Source organism: Methanoculleus sp. (assembly GCF_020696975.1).
Lineage (GTDB): Archaea > Halobacteriota > Methanomicrobia > Methanomicrobiales > Methanoculleaceae > Methanoculleus.
The window spans coordinates 50,629-75,538 of the sequence record NZ_JAJGBK010000032.1; the positions used below are offsets into that span (position 1 = coordinate 50,629).

The following is a 24,910-nucleotide window of genomic DNA, read 5'->3' on the forward strand; positions in this document are numbered from 1 at the left end:
TCAGGCTACTCCGCGACCGCCTCGCCCGAGCTCACCATTGCCACGACGTTGCCGTCGGTGTCCCGGAGAAGGGCGTTGTGCCAGAGGACCGGACGTTCCCGGCCGTCCCGGGTGAGAATCGGGCTCTCTTCGAAGGGAGGCAACTCGATCTTGCCGGCAACGAGGCCGGCGAAGTTCTGGGCAAGCCGATGGCGCAGACGCTCGGGGACGACGGTTGCAAACCAGTTCTTCCCGGCGAGGTCTTCCTCGGCATACCCCAGGATCTCGCTCCCCCGCCGGTTGACGAGGTTGATGGTGCCGTCCGCCCCGATCACCGCGATCATCACGCCGGCAGCGTCCAGGTAGCCCTGCGCCCGGTCCCGCTCGGCGACTAGGAGGCTCTCGGCGGCGGCGCGGTCGGTGACGTCCTCGGCGATCCCGAGCATGTAGCGCAGCATGCCGCGGGAGTTGAAGATCGGGATCTTTTTCACCGAGAGGATCCGCCCCCCCGGGAGGGCGATCTTCTTCTCCCGGGCGGCCTCCCGCTCCAGGAGTTCCCGGTCGCCGTTGGCAAAGAAGGCCGCTATTTCCGGCGGGAAGAGGTCCGCGGCCTCTTTTCCCGCCATCTCCTCCTGGGTCATCCCGAGGAAGGCCTCGGCTGCCTGGTTTGCGAAGACAAACGTGTTCCCCTCCACCTCCCGGACGAAGACCATGCTCGGGATGTTGTTGACGACCGAGTAGAGGAACGACTTCCACTGGGCCACCCTCTTTGCGGCGCGCATCCGTTCGGTGACGTCACGGCAGACCATCCGGTAGCCGGTGAAGTCGCCGATGACGTCGTAGACAGGAGTGCCGCTCACCTCGAGGATGACCGTGCTCCCGTCCCGGTGGTGCATCGTCCACTCAAAGAGGACTTTCTGCGCAGGGTTGGCGAAGAGAGCCGCGATCTGCGCCCGGACCCGCTCCGCCTTCTCCGGGGGCATAAAATCGCAGGGCGTCTTGTGGAGCATCTCTTCAGGAGAGTAACCGAGGATATCCCGGCTTTTCGGGCTGACGTAGGTGAACGAGCAGGTCTCGTCGACGTTCAGGATCAGGTCGTTGATATTCTCCACGAGGCTTCGGAAGAGGAGTTCGCTCTCGCGGAGAGCCTCCTGCGCCCGGCGGCTCTCGGTGATGTCCTCAAGGATGATGGTGACGCCCGGCATACCGTCGTTGAAGACGGTGGGGAGGAACTTGATCCGGAAGAAGAGCTCCTCATCGTGCCGCAGGAACCGGAGTTCTTCCGTGACTTCATGGCCGTTCAGGGCATCGGTGATCCGGCTTCGTATCAGGGGGTGGTCGAACGCGGCGAGCGGGGACGCCTCGACGCTGTTCCCGATGATATCGTCCCGGTCTCTCCCGGCAAACGTGCAGACGGCATTGTTTGCCTGGACGATTCGGCGCTCGCGATCGAGCACCAGCACGAGATCCGACGAGAAGTTGAGCATGGCGGCGATGGGAACCCGCTGCGAGAGGTAAAAGACCTTGGCCTTCCCGTAGGTCTCCATCTCCACCTGCCCCGATACGAGGAGGACATCGAGGTACCGGGAGACGGTGTTCCGGTTGATTCCGACGGCGGCAGCAAGATCGGAGACCGACATGCCCCGCGGGTGCTCTTTTAATGCGCTGAGCAGAAGAGAGAGTGCGTCGGTAGTGGGATCCATGTGCAAACAGAGTTTCGCGCCGGGGGATATAGTGTTTTGCAGTGTCGCATGCTATGACGACACACACATTGCCACGCCTCAATGCAAGGCAATGACCGAAAAGAATATAAATTAATCAGATCAACACATGATCCCCAGAGTCGAGAGAAGGGGAATCTCTCCGACGACCCGGGCCACACAGGCACAGGTGGTCCGGACCGGCACAAGATCGGCTGGGATCGGTGAACGGAACATTCACCACGCTGATTGCACCAACGTCACGATGCGCCAGCACCGGGTGCATCCACAGGCACACCTCTCTAAACAATCAATACCGGCACGGTGGGACAGGGCGACCCGGGCGGGCGGCACAACCGCCCGGGAGCCCGCAGACACCGCATGGTTATCACACACCCTACAATACACCCTCATTTTTTGTTATCTCCCTGGAAACACCCTGATGCGGAAAGCAACATCTATCTCCCATCAGAAACAAAATTCGTTCAATGAGCGGGCATGTTGAGATCACCGAGAAGAGAGCAGGCGCCGTCGATATCATTACTGTGCGAGGAAGGCTCGACGCCGGTTCTTCGGAGAAGGCGGAAGAGCGTATCAACCGGGTCCTCGATGCCGGGGGGACGAACCTCCTCATCAACCTCTGCGACCTCGACTACATCAGCAGCTCCGGGCTCCGGGTGCTGCTTGCCGCGCTGAAGCGGCTGAAGAGGGACGGGGGGGCGCTGCGGATCGCCTGCAATAATCCCCAGATCCTCGAGGTCTTCACCATGGCCGGGTTTCACCGGATCTTCTCCCTCTCCTCCGACGAAGCGACAGCGCTTGCCGAGTTTGCAGCGGGGCCCTGACGGGTAGACCGGCATGGCACTCTCCGGCTTTGACGATATGTTCTTTGTGCTCCTCCAGATGATCTGCGTCGTCGTGGTGGTCGCCTACCTGATCACCCGGACGACGTCGTTTACCGAGGTGCTCGACGGTCTCGTCACCTGGAAGAACCAGGTGATCCTCGTTCTCCTCTTTGGGGCGCTCTCCATCTACGGCACCGAGAGCGGGATCACCATCCTCGGCGCCACGGCAAACGTCCGCGACCTCGGCCCCATGGTCGGGGGGCTCGCCTGCGGACCGGTGGTGGGGCTCGGCGCCGGCCTGATCGGCGCCGCGTACCGCTTCTCCCTCGGGGGGTTCACCGCCGTCCCGTGCGCGACGGCAACCATCCTCGCGGGCCTCCTCGGGGGGCTGATCTTCCTTGCCGCCGGCCGAAAGTTCATCGGGATGCACGGCGCGGTCCTCTTCGCCGTCGGCATGGAAGTCTTCCACATGGGCCTCACCCTCGCCCTCTGCCGGCCGTTTGAGCAGGCGCTCGGTGTCGTCGAGGGCGTGGCTCTGCCGATGATCGTCGCGAACGCCACAGGAGTCTTCATATTCGCGTTCATCATCGGGAACCTGGTCACCGAACGGCAGACGAAGGCGGAGCGGGACAGTTACCTCTCGGAACTCGAGCGCAAAAAGGCCGAACTCCGTATCGCCCACGATATCCAGATGAGTTTCCTCCCCGAACGGCTGCCGGAGGTCCCCGGCCTCAACCTCGCCGCCCTCTCGCTCCCGGCAAAAGAGGTCGGCGGGGACTTCTACGACGCGATCACGCTACCCGGGAATCGGACCGCCTTCGTCATCGCCGACGTCTCGGGGAAAGGTGTCCCTGCGGCGCTCTTCATGGCGCTCTCGCGGACGGTGCTCCGGGCGAACGCCCAGGTGCCGCGGAGCGCCCGCGAGGCCGTCAGCGAGGCCAACGTCCTGATCGCCGAGGACGCGAAGTCCGGGATGTTCGTCACCCTCTTTTACGCGGTCGTCGACCCGGAGGAGAAGACGCTCACCTACGTCAACGCGGGGCATAACCCACCGCTCCTCTTCCGGCCGGGCGGCGGCCGGCCGGTGCCGCTCAAGGGCACCGGGATCATCCTCGGGGTGATGCCGGAGGCCGAGTACAGAGAGGAGACCGTCAGCCTCGAGAGCGGGGACCTCCTCCTCCTCTACACCGACGGCGTCACCGAGGCGATCAACCCCGATGAAGTGCAGTTCGGGGAAGAGCGGCTGATCGAGACGGTGATGGGCTGGCGCGACCTCTCCCCCGCGGAGATCATCGACCGGGTCCGCGACGCGGTCACGGAGTTCTCCGGCGACGAGCCGCAGTTCGACGACATGACCCTCATGGTCATCCGGGTGATCTGATGGCGGAACTCACGCTCCGGGCGGATCTCGGCGCCCTCGCGGCGATCGCCGACTTCCTTGCCGGGGAACTCGCCGGGTGCGGCGACGACCTCGTCTTTGCGGTCCAGCTCGCCGTCGACGAGGCCTGCAGCAACACAATCCTCTACGGCTACCCCGGCGGGGAGGCGGGAACGATCACGGTCGCCTGCACCATCGACGGCGACACCGTCACCGTGACGATCACCGACGACGGGGTTGCCTTCGATCCCCTGACCGCCCCCCCGCCGCGCCTCGATATCCCCGCCGAAGAGCGGCCGATCGGGGGCCTCGGGGTCCACTTCATCCGGACGGTGATGGACAGCGTGGCCTATGCCAGGACCGGCGGAAAAAACGTCCTCACGATGGAGAAGAGGCGGGCCGGCTCACCCTGAGGCGATGAGGAGCGACCCGAGCGCCCGGGGGAGGTCCTCTTTTGCCGTGACGACCCTAGCCGACTCCTCGAGCATCAGGTTGACCCGCTCGTAACGCCCGGCAATCCGGAAGTCGGTCCGGAGGGCGACGACCTTCTTCCCGAGAGCATACGCGTACCCCATCTCCCAGGACGTCCCGGAATCGGCGTCAGCGCCGTCGATGACCGCGACGACGATATCAGCGTCGCGAATGGCCGGGAGATGCTGCGCAAAGATGGCCCCGTTCTCCTCCCGGCCCCGGGTATGGCTCGTATCCCCCACCTCCTGGGGCAGGTAGACGTCGAAGAGGTGGGCTTCAAGGATGTCGCGGAGGACGAGGTTGTAGGTTCTCTCAGCCTCAGAGAAGAGCGGGCCTGCGAGGTAGACCCGGTAGCGGGCGAACTCTTTGACGTCGACCGCCGGGATCTCCGGGAACCGGGCGAGGAACGCCCCCCGACCGGGCTGTTTTACGGGGGAGTAGTAGGTGGTGTTCACCCCGCAGGTCGGGGAGGAGTCCACACCGACGATCGCGAGCGGCGGCTCTCCGCGCTCCCGTATGATGGCGCGGACCTCTGATTCGAGCCGGTCGAGCAGTGCCGCAAACTCGTCGGTCGCGAGCCGCTCGGTGAATGAGCCCGGGGAGCGGTCGCGGCCGAGGTAGATCGTCTCCGGGCAGGGGAGCGGGACGGTATCGATCGAGAAGCGCCGGCAGCGCTTCATGGCCCGGTCAAAGTAACGGAGGTCCTCATCGGTCGTTATTCCGCGGGCGCGGCACGCGGGGTTCTCGATGCAGGGAGCGATGAGCACGTACATTGATAGTACCTGGGCGGCGTACCATAACAAGACAGATGATACCGCTCTACGCCTACCGGGACAACACCTGCGATCCGCGGAAGTGCACAATGAAGAAACTCGCACAGCGCGGGCTTGTCCGGATCGTCACGAGCATCGCAAAGATCCCCCGCTCGACCCTCCTCCTTGACCCGACGGCGGAAAGAGCGGTCTCCCCCGCCGACCGGCACCTCCCCTCGATAACCGCGCTCGACTGCTCCTGGGAGGTCCTCGATACCGGGGCCGTCGCCTCCTGGCGCAACCGCCGGGCGCTCCCCTACCTCGTGGCCGCAAACCCCGTGAACTTCGGCCGGCCGTTCCGGCTGACATCGGTCGAGGCGATCGCCGCAACCCTCTACATCCTCGGCGAGAAAGAGCAGGCACACGATATCCTCGCCCCGTTCGGGTGGGGGCTGCGGTTCCTCGAGGTGAACGCCGAGCCTCTCGAGGACTACTCGCGGGCAAAGGATAGCGCCGAGGTCGTCGCCCTCCAGGCGCTCTATATGTAACCAGAACCCCCGCCCCCTCCCCGGGCGGCACGTTTTTATGCCGGGAGCCTCCAGTCCGCGTCCGGGAATGGGAGGTTACCGGATATGGATACCGAACGAGAGAGGGTGCTCCTCGCCGCGGCCCACGCCGTGACGTTCAAGCCCGACTACATGACCGTCGACAAACTGGAGGCGGCGACCCGGGGACACGGGGCGCTCGTCATCCCTGCGTTTGCCGCGGCAAACTCGCTCGCCGAAGACATCTTCTGCAACATCGGCGCACCGGAGATGCATCTTATGAACATGACGGTCGTCGACGCCTCGGCCCCGCACCTGCCGCTTGACTCGGTCATCGGGAAGGCGGTGGGTGAGGCGAAGCGGGCGGGTGCCGAGCCGGCGAACGCGGCCCTGATCGTCGCGACGCTCGCCTACTTCTCGGGGAGCTGCGCCCGCGCCGGGGTCCCGCTCGGGAACCGGAAACTCGGCGCCATCGCCCGGATGCACGCCGGCGGCGACCGGACGAGCGCCATCGCGCTCACGACGAACAAGTTCACGCACCGCGTTCCGGCGTTTCCCGCATACCTCGCGATCTACGAGGGCCTGATGGAGAAGCGGCTGACCCGGCTCGACGGTGCGGTCCTGCCGCCGTTCGTCGCCGGCGGGGGCGTCATGGGCCACGCCGCACTCGGTGAGGACTACAACATCCCCGAACTCGCGAGAAACGCCGCGAAGGTCGGGACCGAGGCGATGATGCGGAGCATGGAGGGTGCCGGGACGACCCCGTACCCCCTCTGGCCGGCCCTGATCGCGGCGGCGGTGACGATGGAACTCGTCCACCCCGACGCCATGCTCGGTGAGGAGTTCGGGAAGTTCGGGGAGGTCGACTCCGCCTACCTCGCCGGGAAGGGGGCCGTCGAGGCGGCGAAGCTCCCCGAGAAACTCCACATGCGGGGGACCGGGGAGGAGTACGAGACCGCCCGGCTTGTCGGGGACTTCGGGCTGATCCTGAAGGATATCGGCGGGCCGTCGGTGATCGGGTCGATGGTCACAAACGAGCTCTTCGCCGGATTCCAGGAATCCGCCATCATCGGGGCCGGGTTCTCCGGCGGGCCGGTGAACGTCCCCCTCGGCCACCTTGCCGGGGACATCCTGCCGGCGCTCCGGCTGCTGCTTGCAAACGGCGGCGACGTGGAGCGGACCGCGGCGGCGATCCGGGACTACAAACTGGCGTCGTTCATCGACCCGGAACTCGCCCTCTGCGCCTTAAACACCATCGCCCGGAAGGCGGAGGTCGCGAACCGGGGCTCGGTGACGGAGGCCGCTATCCGGGCGAGCGAGACGGTCCGGGACCGGGCGATCTACCGGCGAGCGGCGAAGGCCTACGAGGCGCTCAAGGCGGGCAGATCGGTTGAGGAGGCGGCCGCAGCGCTCGATGAGGAGAAGAAGGCCGCCGTCGAGGAGCGGGGGTCCGCGGCCCTCTCGGGGTTCACCGGAAAAGAGATCCGGTTCCGGTTTACCGGGATCGCGCCGGGGGCACGGAGGACCGACCCGTTCACCGCGAAGTTCTGGGGGTTTGACGCAAAGATCTCATACGATGTCACGATCGGTGGGAAGGACTACCATATCGAGAACCTCACCGCCCGGGTGATACCGGAGTACGCCCTCGAGGGGAAGGGGCGGGACGACCCCGATATGGGGACCGCCATCTTCGTCGGGGCCGTCCTCACCCAGGAGCTGCAGTACTCCGGGCATACCATCCTCAACGTCACCGTGCCGGCTGCGGTCGCGGCCGCCCTCGGGACCGACCCAAAAGTTGCCGCAAAACTGGCCGCAAAGGGCGCACGCTTAACAAACGCCATCCCCGGCGCCCGGGAGGCAGCGGAACGGGTCGCGGAGATCGCCCGGGCGGTCTATGCAAACCTCAACGAGCCAGGAGAGGGAGAGGACGGGTCCCCGGCATGAAGGTCCTCGTCATCGACCCGAGATCCGCAGGAGTTACGGGGGAGACGCTCCTTGCCTCCCTCATCGACCTCACCGGAGAGGGGAAGGCGCTCGACCGGGTAGCCGACGCAATCCGGGGGCTCGAACTCTGCCGCAGGTTCGGCTACGGGGCAGAGAGCGTGGACGCGGGCGGGATTACGGCGACCCGGCTTACGATCGAGGTGGCGGGCGGAGAGCCCGGCGGTCTCCAGGATGCCGCGGCCGCCGCGGATGCGGCAGGGCTCCGTCCGGGCGCACGCTCCCGGGCGCTTTCCGTTCTCGACGACCTCGCCGCATTCGATGACCGGTCCGGGCTCATCGGGGCGGCGACCATCTTCTCCGTCCTCGGGACGATGCTCCTCCTCGACCGGGCGGGATTCTTCGAGGGATCGGTCGTCGCGACGCCGCCGGCGCTCGGGGGCGGCACCATCCGGACGGAGTACGGGGATATCCCCGGGCCTGCACCCGCAACGCTCGCCATCCTCGCCCGGCACCGGTTCCCGTTCGCCTCCGCACCCCTAAAGGTTGAGCTGACCACGCCGGCCGGGGCGGCCCTGCTCGCCAACCTCGCAGGACGTGCGGCAACCTCATACCCGACGATGGTCCCCGTCCGGATCGGCTACGGTATGCGGACCGCTCCAGACGGCCTTCTCCGGGTGGTGGAGGGGGAGAGCCTCCATCCGGGAGAGGAGAGGATGGTCATCCTCGAGACGAACCTCGACGACGTCTCCGGCGAGGTGATCGGCTACACAGTCGAGCGCCTCTTTGCGGAGGGAGCGGTGGACGTCTTCGTCACCCCGGCGTCCGGGAAGAAGAACCGGCCGGTCAGCGTCGTCTCGGCGATGGTGGCCGCAAAGGACGAGGACCGCCTGATCCGTGTCCTGATGGAGGAGACCGGGACACTCGGGGTGCGGGTGCACGAGTTCCGGAAGGTGGTGGCCGACCGGAGGAGGGGGACGGTGCCGATCCGGGTCGGTGAGAGGGTGTATCCTGTCCGGGTGAAGACCTCGACCGCCGACGGGCATCTGATCGCGGAGAAACCCGAGCACGACGACCTTGCGGCGATTGCACGGGACCAGGGCATCCCGCTCCGGTTCGTGGACGACGAGATCAGGCTGAGGTTATCGGAACGGAAAAGAGAGCGGAACTCTTCCAGAGGGGGTGCAGGGGGTGGATGCCCACCCGACCACCCGAATGCGGCGAACGCCGCACGCGACGAGTGAGTGCGAGCATATCCCACCGGGATGCGCTCCACTCGCGTCTACAGTTCTCTCATGTCACCGGGGTAATAGTTCCCCAAGCTATTAGATGATGCGTGCGATATTTATACGATTCTATTTAGTTTCGCCCATCAATCCCCTTTTCCGCCCCAAATCGCCGAAAGACTTTTGAACAGGCGGGTGTTTTACCGAATAGTTGCGACGTCATGGGCCCGGGATTGAAAAAAATACGAAATTACCGTTAAATACCCGGGTCGTTTCTTTCCCGGCGTCAGACAGGTACTTTTCATCTGAAGAGGCGCATCATCATCCTCGCATCATCGAGCATGGCATGGTCGTTGTTGAAGAAGATGTATGCCCGCTCCGGGCCGACAGCCAGAATCCTGTCCCGGATCTCCGCAAGTTCACCGTCCGCATAGTCGTGCCGGTACCAGACCTCCCGCCCGTGCATCCTGAGGTAGACGGTATCGCCGGGGAATATCCGCATCCGGAAGTCGGGAGAGTCGACCGAGACCAGGACGGCCGCATCCTGCAGCCGCCGGCATGCCTCGTCGCTGCCGAGCACCGCGGGGCTCCTCACCTCCACGGCACACTGCGTCTCAAGATCGATCGCCTCGATGAATGTGAGGATGCAGTCGACGTCCGTAAATGCCGGCGGGGCCTGGAAGAGGTAGAAGTCGACGAGATCGTCGAGAGGAAGGAACCGCTCGCGGAACCGCTCCCAGACAGGAACCGCCTTCTCGTTGAACCGGTGCCGGTGCGTCACCGACCGGTTCACCTTGACGCTCCACCGCAGCCCCGATCCCGTATCGGCCCAGGATAAAACGGCCTTCTCGGACGGAAAACCGTAAAAACTCGCGTTCAGTTCGATGGCGTCGAGACCGGAGTGCTCCACGAACCACGCGAGGCTGCCTCCCCGGTTCCATGCATACGCCCACCCGCTCGTGCCGACATGGATCTCCATGCCGGAACGTTCATGCAGGACAGGCAATACAACCTTCCCGGCCGCAGCCGGAGGTGCTCCGGGGACCGGGATGGGCGCTATTTAACCCCTTTTTCACAAACAATCCCGTGAAATTCCAGCATATTTAATAAAGCTCCAGCATAACTCCGATTATGCGAATAACAGCATTTATTACCGCCCTGTTCATCATCGTCGCGGTGCTCGGGACAGGCTGCACGGAAGAGAACCAACTTCCTCCGGGGGATACGGGGGAGTCGGTTCTTCAGGAAGCCGTCGCCGGGATAAACGGCGAACTGGAGGCGGTAAGCACCTCAGCAGGCGAGAGTGCCCGGGTGCTCGGCGAGGCCGGACTCACAAGCGCCGCAGGAAAGGAGGCAGTGCGGCAGGCGATGCTGAACCACCCCTATACGGAGTCGACCCTGGTGGTGACGAAAGACGGTATCGTGGCCATGACCGTGCCCGATAACTACGCTGACGCGGTGAACAGCAATATCTCGTCCCACCTGGAGACCGGGCGGGCGGTTCGGGAGCAGGTGCCGCTCGTAAGCGAGGTCTTCCCTCTGCGAGAGGGATACGCCGGGGTTGCCCAGAGTTATCCGGTCTTCGGGAAGGGTGGGGAGTACCTCGGGTTCGTGAGTTTCGCCTACCGCCCCGACGCCTTCATCGGCCGGGTGGTCGCGCCACTGACGAACGGCACCCCGTACGATATCTGGGTGACGCAGACCGACGGTATGGTGATCTACGACACGACTCCCGAAGAGATCGGGAAGAACCTCTTCTCGGACCCGGCCTACCAGTCTCCGGGGCTCCAGGAGGCGTTCTCCCGCATTGTGACCGAACCTTCCGGGTCCGTGGAGTATACGTTCTGGGACCGGAACTGGGAGCGGAACGTGACCAAAGAGGCGATCTGGGATACCGCCGGCATCGACGGCGCTGCATGGCGGGTCATCGTCACGCGGAATCTCGACGCCGGGGAGCAACAGGTCGCACCGGCAGGCGGTCGGCCGCCGGCGGCGGACGCAGCCGAAGAGATGAAGGCCTTCGTCGCCAAAGCGGCCGCGTATGCCCGGGAGCACGGGCGCACTGACGCGCTCACCGCATTCAACGACCCGGACGGCGAGTTCGTCAGAGACGAACTCTACATATTCGCCTACGACATGAACGGCACCGTCCTCGCCCTTCCCTTCCAGCAGGCGTTCATCGGGACGGACCGGAGCGGCGTGCACGACTCAGGCGGCGTGGCCTACATCGCCGGCATGAGCAGGCTGGCAGCGGAAGGAGGCGGCAGCATCTACTATCTCTACCCGAACCCGGCAAGGGGGTATGCCGAGGAACTTAAACTCGGCTACGTCCTCCCCGTCGACGGGACCTGGTTCGTCGGTTCGGGTATCTACATCCCCGACGTTGCGACCACGTTCAATGTGAGCACCAGGGAGACGCTCGGGCAGCGGGTGAAGGCTGCGCGGGACTTTGCGCAGGAGCAAGGAAGGGAAGCGGCGTGCGCAGCATTCAACGACCTCTCCGGTGACTTTGCCAACGGCGGGGAGTATATCTTTGCCTACGGGAACGACGGGACGACGCTTGCCCTCCCCTACCAGCCAGAATATATCGGGAAAAACCGCTTCGACCTCGAAGACCGGTACGGTATCAGGGTGATCCTGCTCGAGATCGCCGCCGCAGAGAGAGGGGGCGGGTTCGTGTATATCACCTACTATAACCCGGACACCGGGCTTGACGAGCTCAAGCTTTGCTACGTCGCTCCGGTGGACGATGAGTGGTTCGTCGGCTCCGGCGTATATGCCGGAGCGTAACCCGGATCACCTTTTTTTTGCTCGAGAAGAACTCCCGTCGGGGATCGCACCCCGCCTGTTTCCACCATCTGACCCCGAACCGGCCAAAGGATCCGGGCCCGACCCGGTACCTCGCTATCGACCTCGGGCTCAACGGCGTTGTGACGATGGTTGAACCAGGGCGCGATAGTTCACCAGAACCCGGGCACCAGAACGAAGAACGCCCAGCCCATGTACTCGCGGCCGTAGCCGAAGTACTCGTCCTGGATGCGGTGGAGGTAGTCGATCACGAAGTCGCGGTCGGGGTGGTCAGGGTTCTCCCTGAGCCACGAGAGGACCGCCTGCCAGATCCCCGACTCGTAGCCGTCCCAGTCGTCCTGGTTCGACCGGATGACGGCGGCGATATCAAACCCGGCCTCCCGGGCGGTTTCAAGGATCTCGTACTCGGTCAGGACGTCGGGCCACTCCCGGGCGAACTCGGGCGGGGTGCGGTCGGACCGCCAGCAGCGGTCGCCGATGACGATCGTCCCCTCGTCATGGACAAGACTGAGGAGGGAATCAAGCGTCGCCGCAAACCCGCCCCGGATGTGGGACGCGCCGACCGATGCGGCGCAGTCGAACGGCTCGTCGGGGACGTAGTCACGGGCGTCCATGCACCGGACGGCGAGCCTGCCGGCAAGCCCCGCCGCCCGGAACGTCTCCTCCGCCCGGGTGCAGGCGTCCTCCCGGGCCTCGATACCGAGGCCGGATATCCCGTACTCGCGCCCCCAGAGTTCGAGGATCGTCCCGTTCCCGGACCCGACCTCGACGACACGATATCCCTCCCGGAGCCCGGCGGCCCTCCCCGCGGCGAGCACCTTCTCCGGTGTCGTGGGGTTCATGATCGCGAGCCCTCCCTGGGTTATGCTGACAAGTTCGTTCTGTTCCATGCTCCGTGGTCCTCCTGACGGTTGCGTACATGGTGCATCTTCAGCCCATATAATCCGTGTAGCATCGCCGGGCAGGGGAGTTCGTGGGCTCTGAAGCACCTGGAAGTGGGAGCGTATGGGAAACTACAAATAGCGCCGTAAAAGAAGGATCTGTATGCAAGGGCGCCATATCCTGCTCCTGATCTTCCTTGCGGCCGCCGTCGTCATCGCCGGCTGCACGGCGCCGGAGAATACTGCTCCAGACAGCCAGCCACCTTCCCCCACCCCATCCTCGGCGCCGGTCGAGGCGGTGGGAGCGGGCCAGCCGGCCCCCACACCGGCCGTGCCCGCCCGGGCCGGCGGGGCACCCCAGAGCGTGGAGTTCGTCGACCCGGCAACCTACCACATCCCGAGCCCGACGCCCACAATCGCGATGACGAAACAGCCAAACGACCTCCGCGTCCTCGAAGGTATGAGCACGTATGCGGTGGTGACCAGTGAGAAACTCTCTCCTGCGCCCCGGGATTTCGCCACCGAGGCCTACCACATCCCCTTCCCCTACTGGGCGGTCAACGTGAGCGCGGTGCCGATAGGCGATTTTCCTCTGATCACGGTGGAGATCCGCGATCCAAAGGACCCGAACCGGGTCATCGAGACGATCCGCTACTCAAGAAACGAGTTTCCGACATCGGACAGGAAATTCAACGAGAAAGACCAGCGGTTCCTCATCAAAGAGGGGTACAGGGACTACTGCTTTGTCGTCCATACAGAGTCGATACGATCGTTTAAGATCACCGTCTACGTCCCGACAAAGTACCTTGTCTAGGCGGGAGGGACCTCCCCCACTTCCTCTGCGACCCGGAGTCTCTGGTTGTAATCCCCTATCGCGGTGACGTACTCCCGCCACTCCTGATCCGCCCGGGCGAGGTTATCCTCTACCGCGGCGTATGCCTGCATATCGTAGGCGGCCGCGGCCGAGGACCAGAGGGAGAAGGCGCGGTTCAGGTGGTCGAGCGCCCGGACGTAGGCTGACTGCGCTTCGAGATACGCATCGGGGACCGCGTCGGCACTGATGACCTGCCGATGGTAGGCCGTAACAGCCCCTCCATATTCGGCGATGGCCGCAAACTCCCGCACGGGGGCGTCGGCCTCAGCAAGCGACGGGTTTGCCGGCCGGGATCTCATATGGGCCGAGACCTTCTCCGAGACCTGCGCAAGGTCGGCTTCCGCTGCCGCCACATGGCTCCCGAACGCCGTGACGTCCCGATCATAGGTGTAGTTCTCAAAAAGCGTCCACCCGATGAAGGCGGCGGCTATCACGGCAATCACCACTCCCGCGGCGGTGAGCGCCTTCCTCCAATCGATGGCGACCTTCGGGAGGCGGGGAATCTTCAGATCCGGGAGGCTCGGGATCTTCAGGTCCGGGAGGTCCGGGAGGCCCGGGATCGGTATCTCCACGGCCCTCACGCTCCTCCCGCCGCCGGCAGCCGGGCCGGGCTGATACGGTACTCGGCCGGCGCGGGGATGTAGCGGAGCGGGATGATCTCCGGGGTCTCCGACCTCACGCTCGGTATACCCGCACCGTTGACGTCGCCGATGGCGAGCGGTCTCCCCCAGCGTGCTGTGGTGGAGGACGAGACGTTCCCCCACTCAAAATCCGTCCCCTCGATGTAGTAGTAGTGCTTTCCTTCGTATGTGAAATACTTCGGCGTGTACTTCGCGTAATAGGGGTTGAACGCATCCATCCGGATCCCGATGGCCATGTGGTTCGAGTATTTGAGCAGCACCGTATCGTAGCCGAGAGCGTCAAGCAGCCCTGTCATCAGGATGGCCGCATCCTCGCAGTCCCCCCTCCCGTCGACGAGCATCTCGACGGGATACTTGGGGTACTCGATACCATCATCCAGGGACCGGACATGCCGCGGGAGGACCCCTTCGATGTAAGAGGTCGTGTTCTCGTCCTTATCGTAGGGGATCTGCTGGACAAAGAAGACGAGGTTCATCAGCCGGAAGTACTCCTTGTCCGGGTTGTCGACCGGGGGGGCGATCCGGCCGGCAAGGTCCTCAAGGATCGGCCGGTCGGCGGGGGCGAGGGCATACCTTCCCCAGGCGAGATGGTCGGCATACCGCGGGGTTTCCCGGGCGGCGGAGAAGAGCGCCTCCGGGACCCGGATCTCCGTCGTGTGGACGCCGCCGTCGATCGACATCCACCGGAACGCCCGGGTGTAGACCTCGCCGTCGTCCGGGAAGGGAGTCGCGGTCGGCAGGGGTGCCGGCGGCACATATTCAGGCGGGGCCAACACTCCCACTCCAGGGGACCCAAAGCCGATCGGCTCCCCGAGGAGGACCGGTTTCACTACGAGGGCGACGACCAGGATCACGATCCCGCCCGCGAGGACGGGGATAACATCCTTCCATTCCATAGTAGAACCCCGAGCAACGGCCTCCGGTAGAGATATTTGATATCTACCGTTAAAAAACGTTAACGGTTGTGCTCAGGTGTCTTATCATTCCGAAAAGGGTTAATATATGGATGAAACGCAAAAGGGGGGCAGAGTCTTCCTGCCGTCCGCCCGACCGTCACGTTTCCGGGTCCTCGTCGCAGACCTCAAACGCCGGAGAGTAGACGACGGTCCCCCCCGGGGTGCCGGGACGGAGTTCGAGCACCATGAACGCCTCGTCCGGTACCGGGTACGGCGCCGCAAAACCCTTCTCGTGCGCCGGGGAGAACCCGAACCGGGGGTAATAATCAGGGTGCCCGAGGACGATGACGGCGCCGTAGCCGAGCCGCCGGGCCTCTTCAAGCCCCCGGCGAATGAGCGCCGACCCGATCCCCTGCCGCTGGAAGAGAGGGTCCACCCCCACCGGGGCGAGCGCAAGGACCGTGCCGCCGCCGGTCGTCTCCGTGGGAGTGAAGAGGATATGACCGACGACACGGCCATCCATCTCTGCGACCAGGGAGAGAGCGGGAACGAACTCCGGCGACTCCCGGAGCATATCGACCAGCCGCGCCTCATTTTCACGGCACGCACGCCGAACCACGTCATGGACCGCCGGGTAGTCCTCACTCGTCTCAGGCCGGATCCGGACCGGGATGGATCTCATAACTACAGGTAGCCTCCGTTATCTCTTGAGCCTGCCGGAACCGGTCAGCGGGGGAGGCAGGGCTCCTCGAGGCCGGCCGTCTGCCTCCCCGGCCCGGCCGCATACATGCAGACCGAGGGATAGTAGTGCGTGACGTAGTCCTTGAGCATCCGGAGAGAGCAGAACTGCGGCGCGATGCTCTTGATCGACTCCTTCATCATCCGGACCCACCTGTGCGGGACGTCGACCATCGACCGCGAGTAGTAGAGCGGGGCTATCTCGTTCTCGATGAGGTCGTAGAGGGTGTTTGCATCCTCCCGTCGCTCCCCCGTGTAGGCGGCGCGGCCCTCGATGCCCCAACCGTTCCTGCCGTTGTAGCCCTCGATCCACCAGCCGTCGAGGACCGAGAGGTTCAGCACCCCGTTCATCCCCGCCTTCATCCCGCTCGTGCCGCTCGCCTCCATGAGCGGGATGGGGGTGTTCATCCAGACGTCGACCCCGTGGACCATGTAGCGCGCCAGCCGCTCGTCGTAATCCTCGACAAACGCAATCCGGCCCCCGAACCGGGGGTCCTGGGCATACTGGTAGATCTCCTGGAGGAGACGTTTGCCGTGCTCGTCGGCCGGGTGAGCCTTCCCGGCAAAGATGAACTGCACCGGCCTCCAGCGGTTGTTCACGATCCGGTCAAGCCGGTTCAGGTCCTCAAAGATGAGGTTCGCCCGCTTGTACTCGGCGAACCGACGGGCAAACCCTATCGTCAGCGCCGATGTATCGAGCATGAGCCCTTCGGCCGCGAGGTTCTCGGGCTCGTCCCGGTGTCTCGCCCATTTCTGGCGCTTCCGCTCCCGGATCCGGGAAAAGAGTTTCATCTTCAGCCACTGGTGCTCGCGCCAGAGGTCCTCATCCGGGATCTCGTCGACCACCTCCCAGATGGCCGGGTTGTCGTAGTCCTCCCGCCAGTTCGGGTGGACCGAGTCCATGTGCCGGTCAAAGAGCCCCTCGATCCGGTGGTTCAGCCACGTGGGCATGTGGACACCGTTCGTGATGGCGTCGATCGGCACCTCCTCGAGAGGGAGGTCGGGCCAGAGGGGCTGCCACATCTCCCGGGCGACCTCGCCGTGCTTCTTCGAGACACCGTTATGGAACCGGCTCATCCGGAGGGCAAAGGCCGTCATGTTGAACCCGGCGCCCGGATTATGCGGGTCCTCTCCGAGCGCCATGAACTCGTCCCACGAGAGATCGAGCGACGGGCAGTACCCGCGGAAGTACTTCGCCATCAGGTCTTCGGGGAAGACGTCGTGGGCGGCGGGGACGGGGGTATGAGTGGTGAAGACCGAGGTGCCCCGGACCTGTTCGCGCGCCTGGTCCGGCGGCATACCGGCGACCAGCCGCTCGCGGAGCCTCTCAAGGATGGCAAACGCGGAATGGCCTTCATTTAAATGCACCGCCGAGTAGTCGATACCCAGGGTATGGAGGACCTTCCGCCCGCCGATACCGAGCACCACCTCCTGCCGGAGCCGGCATTCGAGTTCTTTTAAGTAGAGACGGTGGGAGATGCTCCGGTTCTCGGGGAGGTTCTCGTCGATATGGGTGTCGAGGAGGTAGAGGGGGACCCTTCCCACCTGGACCTTCCAGACCGCGACGTAGATGGGGGGGTCGATCAGGGGGACCTGGACCACGAGCTGCCGGCCGTCGTCATCGAGGACCCGGAGGACCGGGGCGGCATCGCGGTCCAGGATCTCGGCAACGTTCTTCTGCCACCCGTCCGCCTCGATGTGCTGGTGGAGGTAGCCTTCGGCGTACATAAACCCGACGGCGACCGTCGGGACCCCGAGGTCGCTCGATGCCTTGATATGGTCGCCCGCGAGGATCCCGAGCCCCCCCGCGTAGAACGGGAGCGAGTGGTGCAGCCCGAACTCGCTTGAGAAGTAGGCGATCGTCAGCGGCACCCGGCCGGGGTAGTGCTGCGCGAACCAGCTCGTCCTCGGCTCCATGTACTGTCGGAACCGGTGCATGATGATGTCGTAACGGCGGAGAAACTCAGGGTTCGCTGCCGCCCGCTCAAAGAACCGCGGCGGGGTCTCAAGGAGCATCCTGACCGGGTTGTGGCGGCTCATCTTCCATTCCGCCCGGTTCAGCAGCTTGAAGAGGACGCTCGCCGAGGAGTGCCAGCTCCACCAGAGGTTGTACGCGAGGTCGACCACGCCGAATATACGCTCGGGGACGTGGGCGAACCGGTCATAGGGTATCTCCGTCTTCATCGCGACGGGGCATTACCTGTTGCACCTGATAAGTGCTTCTGTCACGAGGACCGGCCGGGGGAAAACCGGCTCATCGCCGCTTTTCACGCTCCATGACCTCGCGGATCTTCCGCTCCTCCCATTCCCTGCCAAAGACCCGGTCCCCGGCAAAGACGCCGATCGCGTGCAGCGCCAGGCCCACGCCCCAGAAGATGGTCACCCAGTAGAACCAGAGGCCCCCGGGATCGGTCAGGATGTTGAAGGCGAAGAGGAGGACGTTGACGATGATGTAGGCGGCAAGGTGCACATAGAAGCCCTGCAGCCCCTCGACATACTCCTTTGCACGCGCATACCGTTCCTGTTCGTCCATGAGGATGTGGTAAACAATCAGAGTAGATATTAATATCTGCTACCGGGCGGCCCGGGCCTGCAGGGAGCAGAACCTGCGCCTCTCTCCGTCGCCGGCAATATTCGGACAGTAGCGAGGTTCCTTCCGGGATAAAACCGGAAGCGTTCAGAAAGTTTTTGTTAAGTCACACGCAGTTCAGCCGAAATAGATCGAAAGGTATTATACTGGCCTTGTGCCGATGTTCATCCACCAAAGACCCGGAGGAGCATGACTACAATGCGGCAGATGATCGAGGCGGTCGACCTCACGAAGGACTACGGCAGCGTCACCGCGGTGAACAGGGTATCGTTCTCGGTCGCGGAAGGGGAACTCTTCGGCCTGCTCGGTCCGAACGGCTCGGGCAAGACGACGATGATCCGGATGCTGACCGGACAGGTCCGGCCGACCGCGGGATCGGCCCGGGTGATGGGGCTCGATGTGGCCGACGATCCCATCGCGGTCCGCAGACTCGTCGGGATCATCCCCGAGCAGGAGACCCCGCCGAGTTTCCTCACCGCCGAGGAGTACCTCCACTTCGTGGCCCGCATCCGCAACCTTGACGCCGTCGAGGAGCGGTGCGACCACTGGTTTGACCTGCTGGAGTTCGGAGAGAAGCGCAACGTCCTCTGCAAAGACCTCTCGCGGGGCACCCGGCAGAAACTGATGTTTGCGCAGGCCTTCCTCCACCGGCCCCGGCTCGCCCTCATCGACGAACCGCTGATCAACCTGGACCCGATCGTGCAGCGGACGGTCAAGGACTTCCTGGAGGACTACGTCCAGGACGGCGGGACCGTCTTCCTCTCCACCCACATCCTCGAGATCGCCGCCGAGATCTGCGACCGGATCGGGGTCATCCATAACGGCAGGCTCCTCTCCTGCGGCCGGACCGAGGACCTTGCCGGGTCCGGCCGCAGCCTTGAACGTTTCTTCCTCGACCTGGTGCGGGGCGATGCCGGTGCCTGACCTCTTCTTTACAATGATGAAGGAGGAGTGGCGGATGCACTCGACGGTCTTTGGGAGCCGGGGGTTTGCCCTCTTCCCGGTGGTGGTCGCCACGTTCGCCTTCCTCGGGTCGCTCACCCTCCCGGTCTTCTCGGACGTCCTCCCGCACCAAACGGCAGCCCTCCTGGCGCTGGTCCTCTTCCTCCTCATGGGCGTGATGGTCGGGTCGTTCGGGCTTATGGGCCGGGAGTTCATGAACCGCCGGTTCGGGCAGGCAAGCCTGATCGCCTACGCCTCCCGGAGCCTCCCGGTCTCGGAGCGGCGGATATTTGCCGCTTTTTTCGCAAAGGACACCGTCTACTACATCCTGCTCTACGTCCTCCCCTTCGCGGCTGGGTTTACCGCAGCAACGCCGTTCGTCTCCCTTGACCCGGCGTTGGGCCTCCTCGCGTTCGTCTCGCTCACGCTCGCCTTCCTCATGGGGCTCTCCGCCGTCTGCCTCCTCTCGACCCTCTACGCACGCTCCGTCCGGCTCCTCATAGGAGCGGCCGCAGTGCTCGCGGTATCCGGGATTGCGGTCTCACATTCCGGCATCCCCGTCTTCCCCCCATACGCCTTCCTCCTCGACCCGGCCCCCCGACCGCTCGTGCTCGCGCTCCTCCTCATCCTGGTCCCGGCCGCCGCCTCGGTCCTCCTCGTCACCGTCGACTACCCGGACCGGACGAAGCGGTTTAGAAACAGCCTCGACCCCATCGCCGGGAGGCTCCGCCGCCTCGGGAGCGCGCACTTCATCGCCAAAGACGCCCTCGACCTCCTCCGGAGCGAAGGCGGCGCCGGGAAGGTGATCTTCTCCTTCCTCCTCCCGCTCGGGTTGATCTGGGTCTGCCTCCGGATCCTGATCCGGTTCATCCCGGGGATCGACCCCCTGGTCGTCTTTGCGGTCCTCCTCGGTGTGATATCGGCCACCATCTACAACTGGCTGACGGAGTTCGACTCCTTCTCGGCCTACGCCTTCCTGCCGGTGGAGGTCGCCGGGGTGATCGACGCCAAACTGAAGAGTTACGCCCTCGCAAATCTCCTCCCGCTCGCGGTCCTCGTGCTTGCGGCGGCGACCTCCGCCGGCGGGGCGGGGTCGTTCCTCCCGGCCCTCGCGACCTTCCTCTCGGTCTCTGCCTACACCCTGGCAGTGACCGTCTACCTCACCGGCCTCTACCCGAACGTCATGCTCTACCATGCCGGGGTCTTCCTCCGCTACGTCCTCGCGACGAGCCCGGCGCTCCTTCTCCTGATCTTCGCGTCGCTCCTCAACCCCGCGTACGGGTTTTTAAGCCTCCTCCTCGTCCTGCCGGCGGCGCTCCTCATCGCCCGCGGGCGGACGAGGTGGCGGGCGTGGGAGATGCCGGGGTATTGACACTTTCACCCCGCGCACGGCGCGGGTTTTAGTCAGGTGCGGGAGACTCCCGGGTATGCTGAAAAGAGCAGGCTACCTCCAGAGGTGCAGGTGCGCCGCAGTCGATGAAGAGGGGAGAACCTGCCGGATCGTCGAGGTCGTGCTCCACGGCCGGCGGTTCGGGGTCAGGGTCGGGGAACTCCGGCAGGCGCTCGACGGCCGGCGCCCTGCCCGGGTCGGACCGCTCCGCGATGATTGGGGGATGGTCCTCGGGGGCACGGTCGGCCGCGCGGAGCGGTCTCGGTCGGGAGCGGCGATCGTCGTTGAACTCGTCACCGGGGAGCGCTACACTGTCCCGGCCGCGGCACTCCGGGCAGTCCTCGCCCGTGCCGCCGCCTTCGCGCCCATCGCCGCCGTCCTCCCTGCCGGCAGGCGGACTCCCGTCACCGGGTGACCCCGGCTTCCCGGATCGCGGCCTCCCCGGCATCGCGAAACGCCCTCCCGACGTTCCCCGGACCGAGGAGCACCCCGCCAAAGATCCTTGAGACGACCAGCGCATGGTTCCCGAGGGCGTGCTTCCGGAGGAGGTCGAGGAGCACCCGCCCCGGGCGGCCGACCTCGGCGTCGCTCCGGAACTCCTCAACGGAGCCGCATCGCCAGGCGGCGCAGTGGTGGGCCGCTTTCCGGTAGGCCTCCCGGTGGCCGGCAAGGACCTGCCCGATATCCCCGGGGTCTTCGATCCGGTAGAGGTGCGCGTAGAACCGGGACCGCCGGACCTCGATCACGGCGGTCCCGAGGGGCTCGGCCGTCACGCCGCCACCCGTCTCCTCGAGTACTCGTCCCAGTGCGCCTCAAGAAATCCCCGCATCCCCCGGCCGGGTTTGTATGGCGGGTATATCCGGCGGTAGGCCGCCTCGGCCCCGGCGAGGCTCTCCCCGGGCAGGGCATCGGTGTAGGCCACAAGATACAGGAGCCCGATCGCCGCCGATCGAGAGACCCCGAAGCCGCAGTGGACCAGCACCGGCCGCCCCGCCGAGAGGCACCGGTCGATGAACGCGAGAGCGGCATCGATCGCCTCTTTGGGGATATCGTCGGGGTCCCGTGAGTCGACCAGGTTGAGCATCAGCCGGTTCCCCCGCCGGGCGACAAGGTGTTCGGGGTGGTCCGGCGGCACCGTGCCGATCGGCGAGTAGGTGACCGCCAGGCAGTGGTAGGGACTGCGGCAGGCATGGACCACGCACCAGGTCTCGTGGGTCTCCACAGCGACCTCGTAATCCTCCTGCGTCCCGACATAGAGGTTCGGGTAGATCTCGATCACGGCGTTCGCCCTCCCGTCACCGCGCCTCGAGCGCCCAGGCCGCCGCCCCGAGGAGGGGTGCCTGTCCGGCAAGTTCAGAGACGGCGATCCGGGGGAGGGCAAGGAAGCGGTCGATGCAGGGCTCCATGTGCCGGATCACAACATCCCCGTGGTAGCGGGCGAGCGGTCCGTCGAGGACGAGCACCTCGGGGTTGTAGGCGACGATGACGCTCGAGACTCCCCGGGCGTTCACCCGGCCGAGCGCCTCCATGAAGGCGAGGGCGACCGGGTCCTCCTCGCGGGCCGCCGCAAAGATCGCCCGGGTCGAGGAGGCGTCAAACGCGACCGGGCCGGGATCCGCCTCCTCTCGCCATGCCGCAAAGAACCGGGGGATGTTCTTTGCCGAGGCGTAAGCCTCCCAGTGGCCCCTATACCCGCACCCGCAGACGAGGTTGTAGCGGGTATCGACCGTGATGTGCCCGACCTCCCCGGCGTTCCCGGTCATCCCGAGGAGGAGTCGGCCGTTCACCACGGCACCGCCGCCGATCCCGGTCGAGAGGGTGACGTAGACGACGTTGTCGGAGCCGCGGGCGGCGCCTGCCCACCGCTCGCCGAGGACGCCGGCCCGGGCGTCGTTGATGAGCGCGACCGGCAACCCGAACCGCTCCCGGAGCGGGCCGGTGATCTCCACGACCGGAAATGCCATGTTCGGGGAGTGTACGACCCACCCGCGGCCGAGGTCCAGGGGCCCGGCCGACGCGACCCCGATCGCCGTGACGTCGCGCCCTTCGGGCAGGGCAAGGAGCGCCTCCACCTCTGCCATGATCGCGGCGGTGACCACCTCCCCGCCGGACCCCGCGGTCGGGGTCGGAACGGCATCATGGGCGAGAACGGTCGCATCGGGACCCACCAGGGCGGCGCGGAGGTTGGTCGCGCCGAGGTCAACGGCAATCACGGTCGTCATATGAGTCACCTCTCGTTCTCCTCGAATTACGCGGAGCCCGGGCATAAACCTACGCTTCCGTGCCGGAGCAAGGTATATCAACCCCCTGTGCCAACATTTAGGCATACCTAAATTAGGGAAACCTAAAATGATCGCCATGGAAGAGATGCTGCTTGATTTAGAACCGGGCACGCAGGGGACCGTCACCCGGTTTGTCGGAACTCCGAGCTTTATCCGGAAACTCAGAACCATCGGTATCAGGGAAGGCAAGACCCTCACCGTCGTCGCCCGCCACCCCCTCGGCGGCCCGGTTGTGGTCGATGTGGACGGACGGCAGATAACACTCGGCCGCGGGATGGCCCGGCGGGTCGGCGTGGCGGTTACCCTATGAAGACGATCGTCCTGATGGGCAACCCGAACGTCGGAAAGAGCGGGATCTTCTCGCGGCTGACGGGCACCCGGGTCATCGCCTCGAACTACCCCGGGACCACCGTCGACGTCTCCCGCGGGGAGATGCAGACCCCGACCGGGCCTGCCGGGGTGATCGACGCGCCCGGCACCTACTCCCTCTCCCCCTCAAACCCCGCAGAAGAGGTCGCTGCCGTAGTCCTTGATCAGGCGGACCTCGTCGTCAACGTCATCGATGCAACCAACCTGGAGCGGAACCTCTACCTGACCCTTGAACTCCTGGAACGCGGGGTCTCCGCAGTCGTTGCGCTCAACCTCCAGGACGAGGCGAAGCACCGGGGGATCGCGATCGACGCCGCCGAACTTGAGCGGCTCCTCGGGGTGCCGGTCGGCCCGACCGTGGGCCTCTTCGGGGAGGGGATACGGGAACTCGTCGAGCGGTTCCGCGAGGCCCGCCCCTCGGGGACGGTCCGGCCCATGAGCGAGGAGGAGCGGTGGGCGACGGTCGGCCGGATCACCGGGGCGGTCCAGGTGGTCACCCACCGCCACCCCACCCTCGGCGACCGGATCGCGGAGGCGAGCATCAAGCCGGTGACCGGAGGCCTGATCGCCGCAGCCGTCATCGCCGCCGCGTTTCTGGCGGTCAGGTGGATCGGGGAAGGGCTGATATCGTTCGTCTTCGAGCCGCTCTTCGACCTCTACACCCCGATCGCCATGCAGGCGAGCGACCTCCTCGGTCCCGGCCTCCTGCACGATATCCTGATCGGACGGTTCATTGAGGGCGGGATCGACTACGAGCAGTCGATGGGGCTTCTGACGACGGGGCTGTATGTCCCGTTCGCCATGATCCTCCCCTACATCGTGGCCTTCTACATTGTCCTCTCGATCCTCGAGGATACCGGCTACCTCCCCAGGCTCGCGACGCTGGCCGACACCTTCTTCCACCGGCTCGGCCTGCACGGCTACGGGATCGTCCCGGTCATCCTGGGGCTCGGGTGCAACGTGCCCGGAGCGCTGGCCAGCCGGGTGCTGGAGACGAAGAAGCAGCGGTTCATCGCCATAACCCTCGTCTCGATCTCGGTCCCCTGCATGGCCCAGACCGCGATGGTCTTCGGGGTGCTCGGGTCGTTCGGAATGGGCTACGTGGCGATCGTCTTTGGAACCCTCGCGCTCGTCTACGTCACCGTAGGCCTGCTCCTCGACCGGATGGTGCCGGGGCAGTGCCCGGAGATCTTCTTAGAGATCCCGCCCTACCGGATGCCGGATCCCCGGGCCACCGGCATGAAGGCCTGGATGCGGGTGCGCGGGTTTATCAGGGAGGCGGTCCCGTACCTCTTCATCGGCATCCTGCTCGTCAACCTCCTCTACGCGGTCGGGTTCTTCGACCTGCTCGCGGCCGTCTTCGCCCCGGTGATGCAGACCTGGCTCGGGCTCCCTGCCGAGGCGACCGCCGCCCTCCTGGTCGGGTTCCTCAGAAAGGACCTCGCGGTGGGGATGCTCGTCCCCCTCGGGATGACCCCCGAGCAGCTCGTCATCGCGGTGACGATGCTCACGATCTACTTCCCGTGCGTCGCGGCGTTCGTCGTCCTCCTGCGGGAGATGGGGATGCGGGGGATGCTCACCGCCGCAGGCGTGATGCTGACGGCGGCGCTCCTCGTCGGGGGTGCGCTGCGGCTGGTGCTGATTGGGTTTTAAGGAGAGGAA

At 65.2% G+C, this 24,910-nt stretch carries 25 protein-coding genes; 13 read left to right on the top strand and 12 right to left on the bottom strand.

What is annotated here, in order from left to right; translation table 11 throughout:
- Positions 1-5: 5 nt before the first annotated feature.
- The gene (locus QZ650_RS10245) at positions 6-1,682 is read right to left on the bottom strand and encodes a PAS domain S-box protein (RefSeq protein WP_292522108.1); all 1,677 of its coding nucleotides are present in this window, start codon (positions 1,680-1,682) and stop codon (positions 6-8) included.
- Between the two features lie 485 nt (positions 1,683-2,167).
- Here QZ650_RS10245 and QZ650_RS10250 point away from each other — a divergent pair, with 485 nt between their 5' ends.
- The 3 genes from QZ650_RS10250 to QZ650_RS10260 are packed head-to-tail and all read left to right on the top strand — an operon-like array spanning position 2,168 to position 4,315.
- On the top strand, positions 2,168-2,524 hold the full coding sequence (locus QZ650_RS10250; RefSeq protein ID WP_292522111.1) for an STAS domain-containing protein: 357 nt from the start codon (positions 2,168-2,170) through the stop codon (positions 2,522-2,524).
- Positions 2,525-2,537: 13 nt separating this feature from the next.
- Positions 2,538-3,905 carry a SpoIIE family protein phosphatase gene (locus QZ650_RS10255; protein WP_292522113.1) on the top strand — a complete coding sequence of 456 codons (1,368 nt, stop codon included), beginning with the start codon at positions 2,538-2,540 and terminating at the stop codon, positions 3,903-3,905.
- Positions 3,905-4,315, top strand: coding sequence for an ATP-binding protein (locus QZ650_RS10260; protein ID WP_292522116.1), 411 nt, complete (start codon positions 3,905-3,907; stop codon positions 4,313-4,315). Before QZ650_RS10255 ends, QZ650_RS10260 begins: the two co-directional genes overlap by 1 nt.
- Here the strand turns inward: QZ650_RS10260 and QZ650_RS10265 are convergent.
- Positions 4,307-5,146 (bottom strand): nucleoside 2-deoxyribosyltransferase, encoded by an 840-nt coding sequence (locus tag QZ650_RS10265; RefSeq protein ID WP_292522120.1) that lies wholly within the window; start codon positions 5,144-5,146, stop codon positions 4,307-4,309. The genes QZ650_RS10260 and QZ650_RS10265 overlap by 9 nt on opposite strands.
- 35 nt (positions 5,147-5,181) lie before the next feature.
- On the opposite strand from QZ650_RS10265, the gene QZ650_RS10270 reads away from it, so the two are divergent.
- From QZ650_RS10270 to QZ650_RS10280, 3 genes are all read left to right on the top strand, one after another.
- Positions 5,182-5,673 carry a DUF367 family protein gene (locus QZ650_RS10270; RefSeq protein WP_292522123.1) on the top strand — a complete coding sequence of 164 codons (492 nt, stop codon included), beginning with the start codon at positions 5,182-5,184 and terminating at the stop codon, positions 5,671-5,673.
- Positions 5,674-5,757: 84 nt separating this feature from the next.
- Positions 5,758-7,614: a hypothetical protein gene (locus QZ650_RS10275; protein WP_292522126.1), complete on the top strand. Its 1,857-nt coding sequence runs from the start codon at positions 5,758-5,760 to the stop codon at positions 7,612-7,614.
- Positions 7,611-8,855, top strand: a complete 1,245-nt coding sequence (locus QZ650_RS10280) for a LarC family nickel insertion protein (RefSeq protein ID WP_292522128.1) — start codon at positions 7,611-7,613, stop codon at positions 8,853-8,855. The genes QZ650_RS10275 and QZ650_RS10280 overlap by 4 nt, the downstream gene beginning before the upstream one ends.
- A gap of 283 nt (positions 8,856-9,138) precedes the next feature.
- On the opposite strand, the gene QZ650_RS10285 is transcribed toward QZ650_RS10280, so the two are convergent.
- Positions 9,139-9,816 carry a DUF72 domain-containing protein gene (locus QZ650_RS10285; protein ID WP_292522131.1) on the bottom strand — a complete coding sequence of 226 codons (678 nt, stop codon included), beginning with the start codon at positions 9,814-9,816 and terminating at the stop codon, positions 9,139-9,141.
- Between the two features lie 152 nt (positions 9,817-9,968).
- Here QZ650_RS10285 and QZ650_RS10290 point away from each other — a divergent pair, with 152 nt between their 5' ends.
- Entirely contained in the window at positions 9,969-11,627 is a 1,659-nt protein-coding gene (locus QZ650_RS10290; RefSeq protein ID WP_292522134.1) for a cache domain-containing protein, read from the top strand.
- Between the two features lie 170 nt (positions 11,628-11,797).
- Here the strand turns inward: QZ650_RS10290 and QZ650_RS10295 are convergent, their stop codons facing one another.
- On the bottom strand, positions 11,798-12,535 hold the full coding sequence (locus QZ650_RS10295; RefSeq protein WP_292522137.1) for a methyltransferase domain-containing protein: 738 nt from the start codon (positions 12,533-12,535) through the stop codon (positions 11,798-11,800).
- Positions 12,536-12,689: 154 nt separating this feature from the next.
- Here QZ650_RS10295 and QZ650_RS10300 point away from each other — a divergent pair, with 154 nt between their 5' ends.
- Positions 12,690-13,340 (top strand): hypothetical protein, encoded by a 651-nt coding sequence (locus QZ650_RS10300; protein ID WP_292522140.1) that lies wholly within the window; start codon positions 12,690-12,692, stop codon positions 13,338-13,340.
- Here the strand turns inward: QZ650_RS10300 and QZ650_RS10305 are convergent.
- The 5 genes from QZ650_RS10305 to QZ650_RS10325 form a co-directional block, all read right to left on the bottom strand.
- The gene (locus tag QZ650_RS10305; RefSeq protein WP_292522142.1) at positions 13,337-13,972 is read right to left on the bottom strand and encodes a hypothetical protein; all 636 of its coding nucleotides are present in this window, start codon (positions 13,970-13,972) and stop codon (positions 13,337-13,339) included. The genes QZ650_RS10300 and QZ650_RS10305 overlap by 4 nt on opposite strands.
- 5 nt (positions 13,973-13,977) lie before the next feature.
- Complete coding sequence (locus QZ650_RS10310) at positions 13,978-14,937, bottom strand: hypothetical protein (RefSeq protein ID WP_292522146.1); 960 nt, start codon at positions 14,935-14,937, stop codon at positions 13,978-13,980.
- A 157-nt stretch (positions 14,938-15,094) separates the two neighbouring features.
- Entirely contained in the window at positions 15,095-15,619 is a 525-nt protein-coding gene (locus QZ650_RS10315; RefSeq protein ID WP_292522149.1) for a GNAT family N-acetyltransferase, read from the bottom strand.
- 44 nt (positions 15,620-15,663) lie between these two features.
- Complete coding sequence (gene glgP, locus QZ650_RS10320; protein ID WP_292522152.1) at positions 15,664-17,859, bottom strand: alpha-glucan family phosphorylase; 2,196 nt, start codon at positions 17,857-17,859, stop codon at positions 15,664-15,666.
- A 70-nt stretch (positions 17,860-17,929) separates the two neighbouring features.
- Entirely contained in the window at positions 17,930-18,208 is a 279-nt protein-coding gene (locus tag QZ650_RS10325; RefSeq protein WP_292522155.1) for a 2TM domain-containing protein, read from the bottom strand.
- Positions 18,209-18,463: 255 nt separating this feature from the next.
- Here QZ650_RS10325 and QZ650_RS10330 point away from each other — a divergent pair, with 255 nt between their 5' ends.
- From QZ650_RS10330 to QZ650_RS10340, 3 genes are read left to right on the top strand one after another with little or no spacing between them, the layout of a single operon-like run.
- Positions 18,464-19,189 carry an ABC transporter ATP-binding protein gene (locus QZ650_RS10330; RefSeq protein WP_066957997.1) on the top strand — a complete coding sequence of 242 codons (726 nt, stop codon included), beginning with the start codon at positions 18,464-18,466 and terminating at the stop codon, positions 19,187-19,189.
- On the top strand, positions 19,176-20,579 hold the full coding sequence (locus tag QZ650_RS10335; protein WP_292522158.1) for a hypothetical protein: 1,404 nt from the start codon (positions 19,176-19,178) through the stop codon (positions 20,577-20,579). Before QZ650_RS10330 ends, QZ650_RS10335 begins: the two co-directional genes overlap by 14 nt.
- Positions 20,580-20,634: 55 nt before the next feature.
- Positions 20,635-21,012, top strand: a complete 378-nt coding sequence (locus QZ650_RS10340) for a hypothetical protein (RefSeq protein WP_066957994.1) — start codon at positions 20,635-20,637, stop codon at positions 21,010-21,012.
- Here QZ650_RS10340 and QZ650_RS10345 read toward each other — a convergent pair.
- Genes QZ650_RS10345 through QZ650_RS10355 form a run of 3 tightly spaced genes read right to left on the bottom strand, consistent with a single transcriptional unit; the run spans position 21,002 to position 22,819 of the window.
- Entirely contained in the window at positions 21,002-21,370 is a 369-nt protein-coding gene (locus tag QZ650_RS10345) for a YigZ family protein (RefSeq protein ID WP_292522165.1), read from the bottom strand. The genes QZ650_RS10340 and QZ650_RS10345 overlap by 11 nt on opposite strands.
- Positions 21,367-21,876: a dual specificity protein phosphatase gene (locus QZ650_RS10350; RefSeq protein ID WP_292522168.1), complete on the bottom strand. Its 510-nt coding sequence runs from the start codon at positions 21,874-21,876 to the stop codon at positions 21,367-21,369. Before QZ650_RS10350 ends, QZ650_RS10345 begins: the two co-directional genes overlap by 4 nt.
- Before the next feature lie 16 nt (positions 21,877-21,892).
- Positions 21,893-22,819, bottom strand: a complete 927-nt coding sequence (locus QZ650_RS10355) for an ROK family protein (RefSeq protein WP_292522171.1) — start codon at positions 22,817-22,819, stop codon at positions 21,893-21,895.
- Between the two features lie 127 nt (positions 22,820-22,946).
- Between QZ650_RS10355 and QZ650_RS10360 the strand changes: the two genes are divergently transcribed.
- On the top strand, positions 22,947-23,189 hold the full coding sequence (locus QZ650_RS10360) for a FeoA family protein (protein WP_292522174.1): 243 nt from the start codon (positions 22,947-22,949) through the stop codon (positions 23,187-23,189).
- Positions 23,186-24,901 (top strand): ferrous iron transporter B, encoded by a 1,716-nt coding sequence (locus QZ650_RS10365; RefSeq protein ID WP_292522177.1) that lies wholly within the window; start codon positions 23,186-23,188, stop codon positions 24,899-24,901. The genes QZ650_RS10360 and QZ650_RS10365 overlap by 4 nt, the downstream gene beginning before the upstream one ends.
- Positions 24,902-24,910: the final 9 nt, after the last annotated feature.

What these genes read in the sequence shown, in the direction of transcription:
- QZ650_RS10275 (WP_292522126.1), top strand. Translation starts at nt 5,758, where the DNA reads ATGGATACCGAACGAGAGAGGGTGCTCCTCGCCGCGGCCCACGCCGTG.
- QZ650_RS10310 (WP_292522146.1), bottom strand. Translation starts at nt 14,937, where the DNA reads ATGGAATGGAAGGATGTTATCCCCGTCCTCGCGGGCGGGATCGTGATC.
- QZ650_RS10330 (WP_066957997.1), top strand. Translation starts at nt 18,464, where the DNA reads ATGCGGCAGATGATCGAGGCGGTCGACCTCACGAAGGACTACGGCAGC.
- QZ650_RS10295 (WP_292522137.1), bottom strand. Translation starts at nt 12,535, where the DNA reads ATGGAACAGAACGAACTTGTCAGCATAACCCAGGGAGGGCTCGCGATC.
- QZ650_RS10300 (WP_292522140.1), top strand. Translation starts at nt 12,690, where the DNA reads ATGCAAGGGCGCCATATCCTGCTCCTGATCTTCCTTGCGGCCGCCGTC.
- QZ650_RS10355 (WP_292522171.1), bottom strand. Translation starts at nt 22,819, where the DNA reads ATGACGACCGTGATTGCCGTTGACCTCGGCGCGACCAACCTCCGCGCC.
- QZ650_RS10335 (WP_292522158.1), top strand. Translation starts at nt 19,176, where the DNA reads ATGCCGGTGCCTGACCTCTTCTTTACAATGATGAAGGAGGAGTGGCGG.
- QZ650_RS10285 (WP_292522131.1), bottom strand. Translation starts at nt 9,816, where the DNA reads ATGGAGATCCATGTCGGCACGAGCGGGTGGGCGTATGCATGGAACCGG.
- QZ650_RS10360 (WP_292522174.1), top strand. Translation starts at nt 22,947, where the DNA reads ATGATCGCCATGGAAGAGATGCTGCTTGATTTAGAACCGGGCACGCAG.
- QZ650_RS10365 (WP_292522177.1), top strand. Translation starts at nt 23,186, where the DNA reads ATGAAGACGATCGTCCTGATGGGCAACCCGAACGTCGGAAAGAGCGGG.
- QZ650_RS10315 (WP_292522149.1), bottom strand. Translation starts at nt 15,619, where the DNA reads ATGAGATCCATCCCGGTCCGGATCCGGCCTGAGACGAGTGAGGACTAC.
- QZ650_RS10250 (WP_292522111.1), top strand. Translation starts at nt 2,168, where the DNA reads ATGAGCGGGCATGTTGAGATCACCGAGAAGAGAGCAGGCGCCGTCGAT.
- QZ650_RS10325 (WP_292522155.1), bottom strand. Translation starts at nt 18,208, where the DNA reads ATGGACGAACAGGAACGGTATGCGCGTGCAAAGGAGTATGTCGAGGGG.
- QZ650_RS10280 (WP_292522128.1), top strand. Translation starts at nt 7,611, where the DNA reads ATGAAGGTCCTCGTCATCGACCCGAGATCCGCAGGAGTTACGGGGGAG.
- QZ650_RS10255 (WP_292522113.1), top strand. Translation starts at nt 2,538, where the DNA reads ATGGCACTCTCCGGCTTTGACGATATGTTCTTTGTGCTCCTCCAGATG.
- glgP (WP_292522152.1), bottom strand. Translation starts at nt 17,859, where the DNA reads ATGAAGACGGAGATACCCTATGACCGGTTCGCCCACGTCCCCGAGCGT.
- QZ650_RS10270 (WP_292522123.1), top strand. Translation starts at nt 5,182, where the DNA reads ATGATACCGCTCTACGCCTACCGGGACAACACCTGCGATCCGCGGAAG.
- QZ650_RS10290 (WP_292522134.1), top strand. Translation starts at nt 9,969, where the DNA reads ATGCGAATAACAGCATTTATTACCGCCCTGTTCATCATCGTCGCGGTG.
- QZ650_RS10340 (WP_066957994.1), top strand. Translation starts at nt 20,635, where the DNA reads ATGCTGAAAAGAGCAGGCTACCTCCAGAGGTGCAGGTGCGCCGCAGTC.
- QZ650_RS10260 (WP_292522116.1), top strand. Translation starts at nt 3,905, where the DNA reads ATGGCGGAACTCACGCTCCGGGCGGATCTCGGCGCCCTCGCGGCGATC.
- QZ650_RS10265 (WP_292522120.1), bottom strand. Translation starts at nt 5,146, where the DNA reads ATGTACGTGCTCATCGCTCCCTGCATCGAGAACCCCGCGTGCCGCGCC.
- QZ650_RS10245 (WP_292522108.1), bottom strand. Translation starts at nt 1,682, where the DNA reads ATGGATCCCACTACCGACGCACTCTCTCTTCTGCTCAGCGCATTAAAA.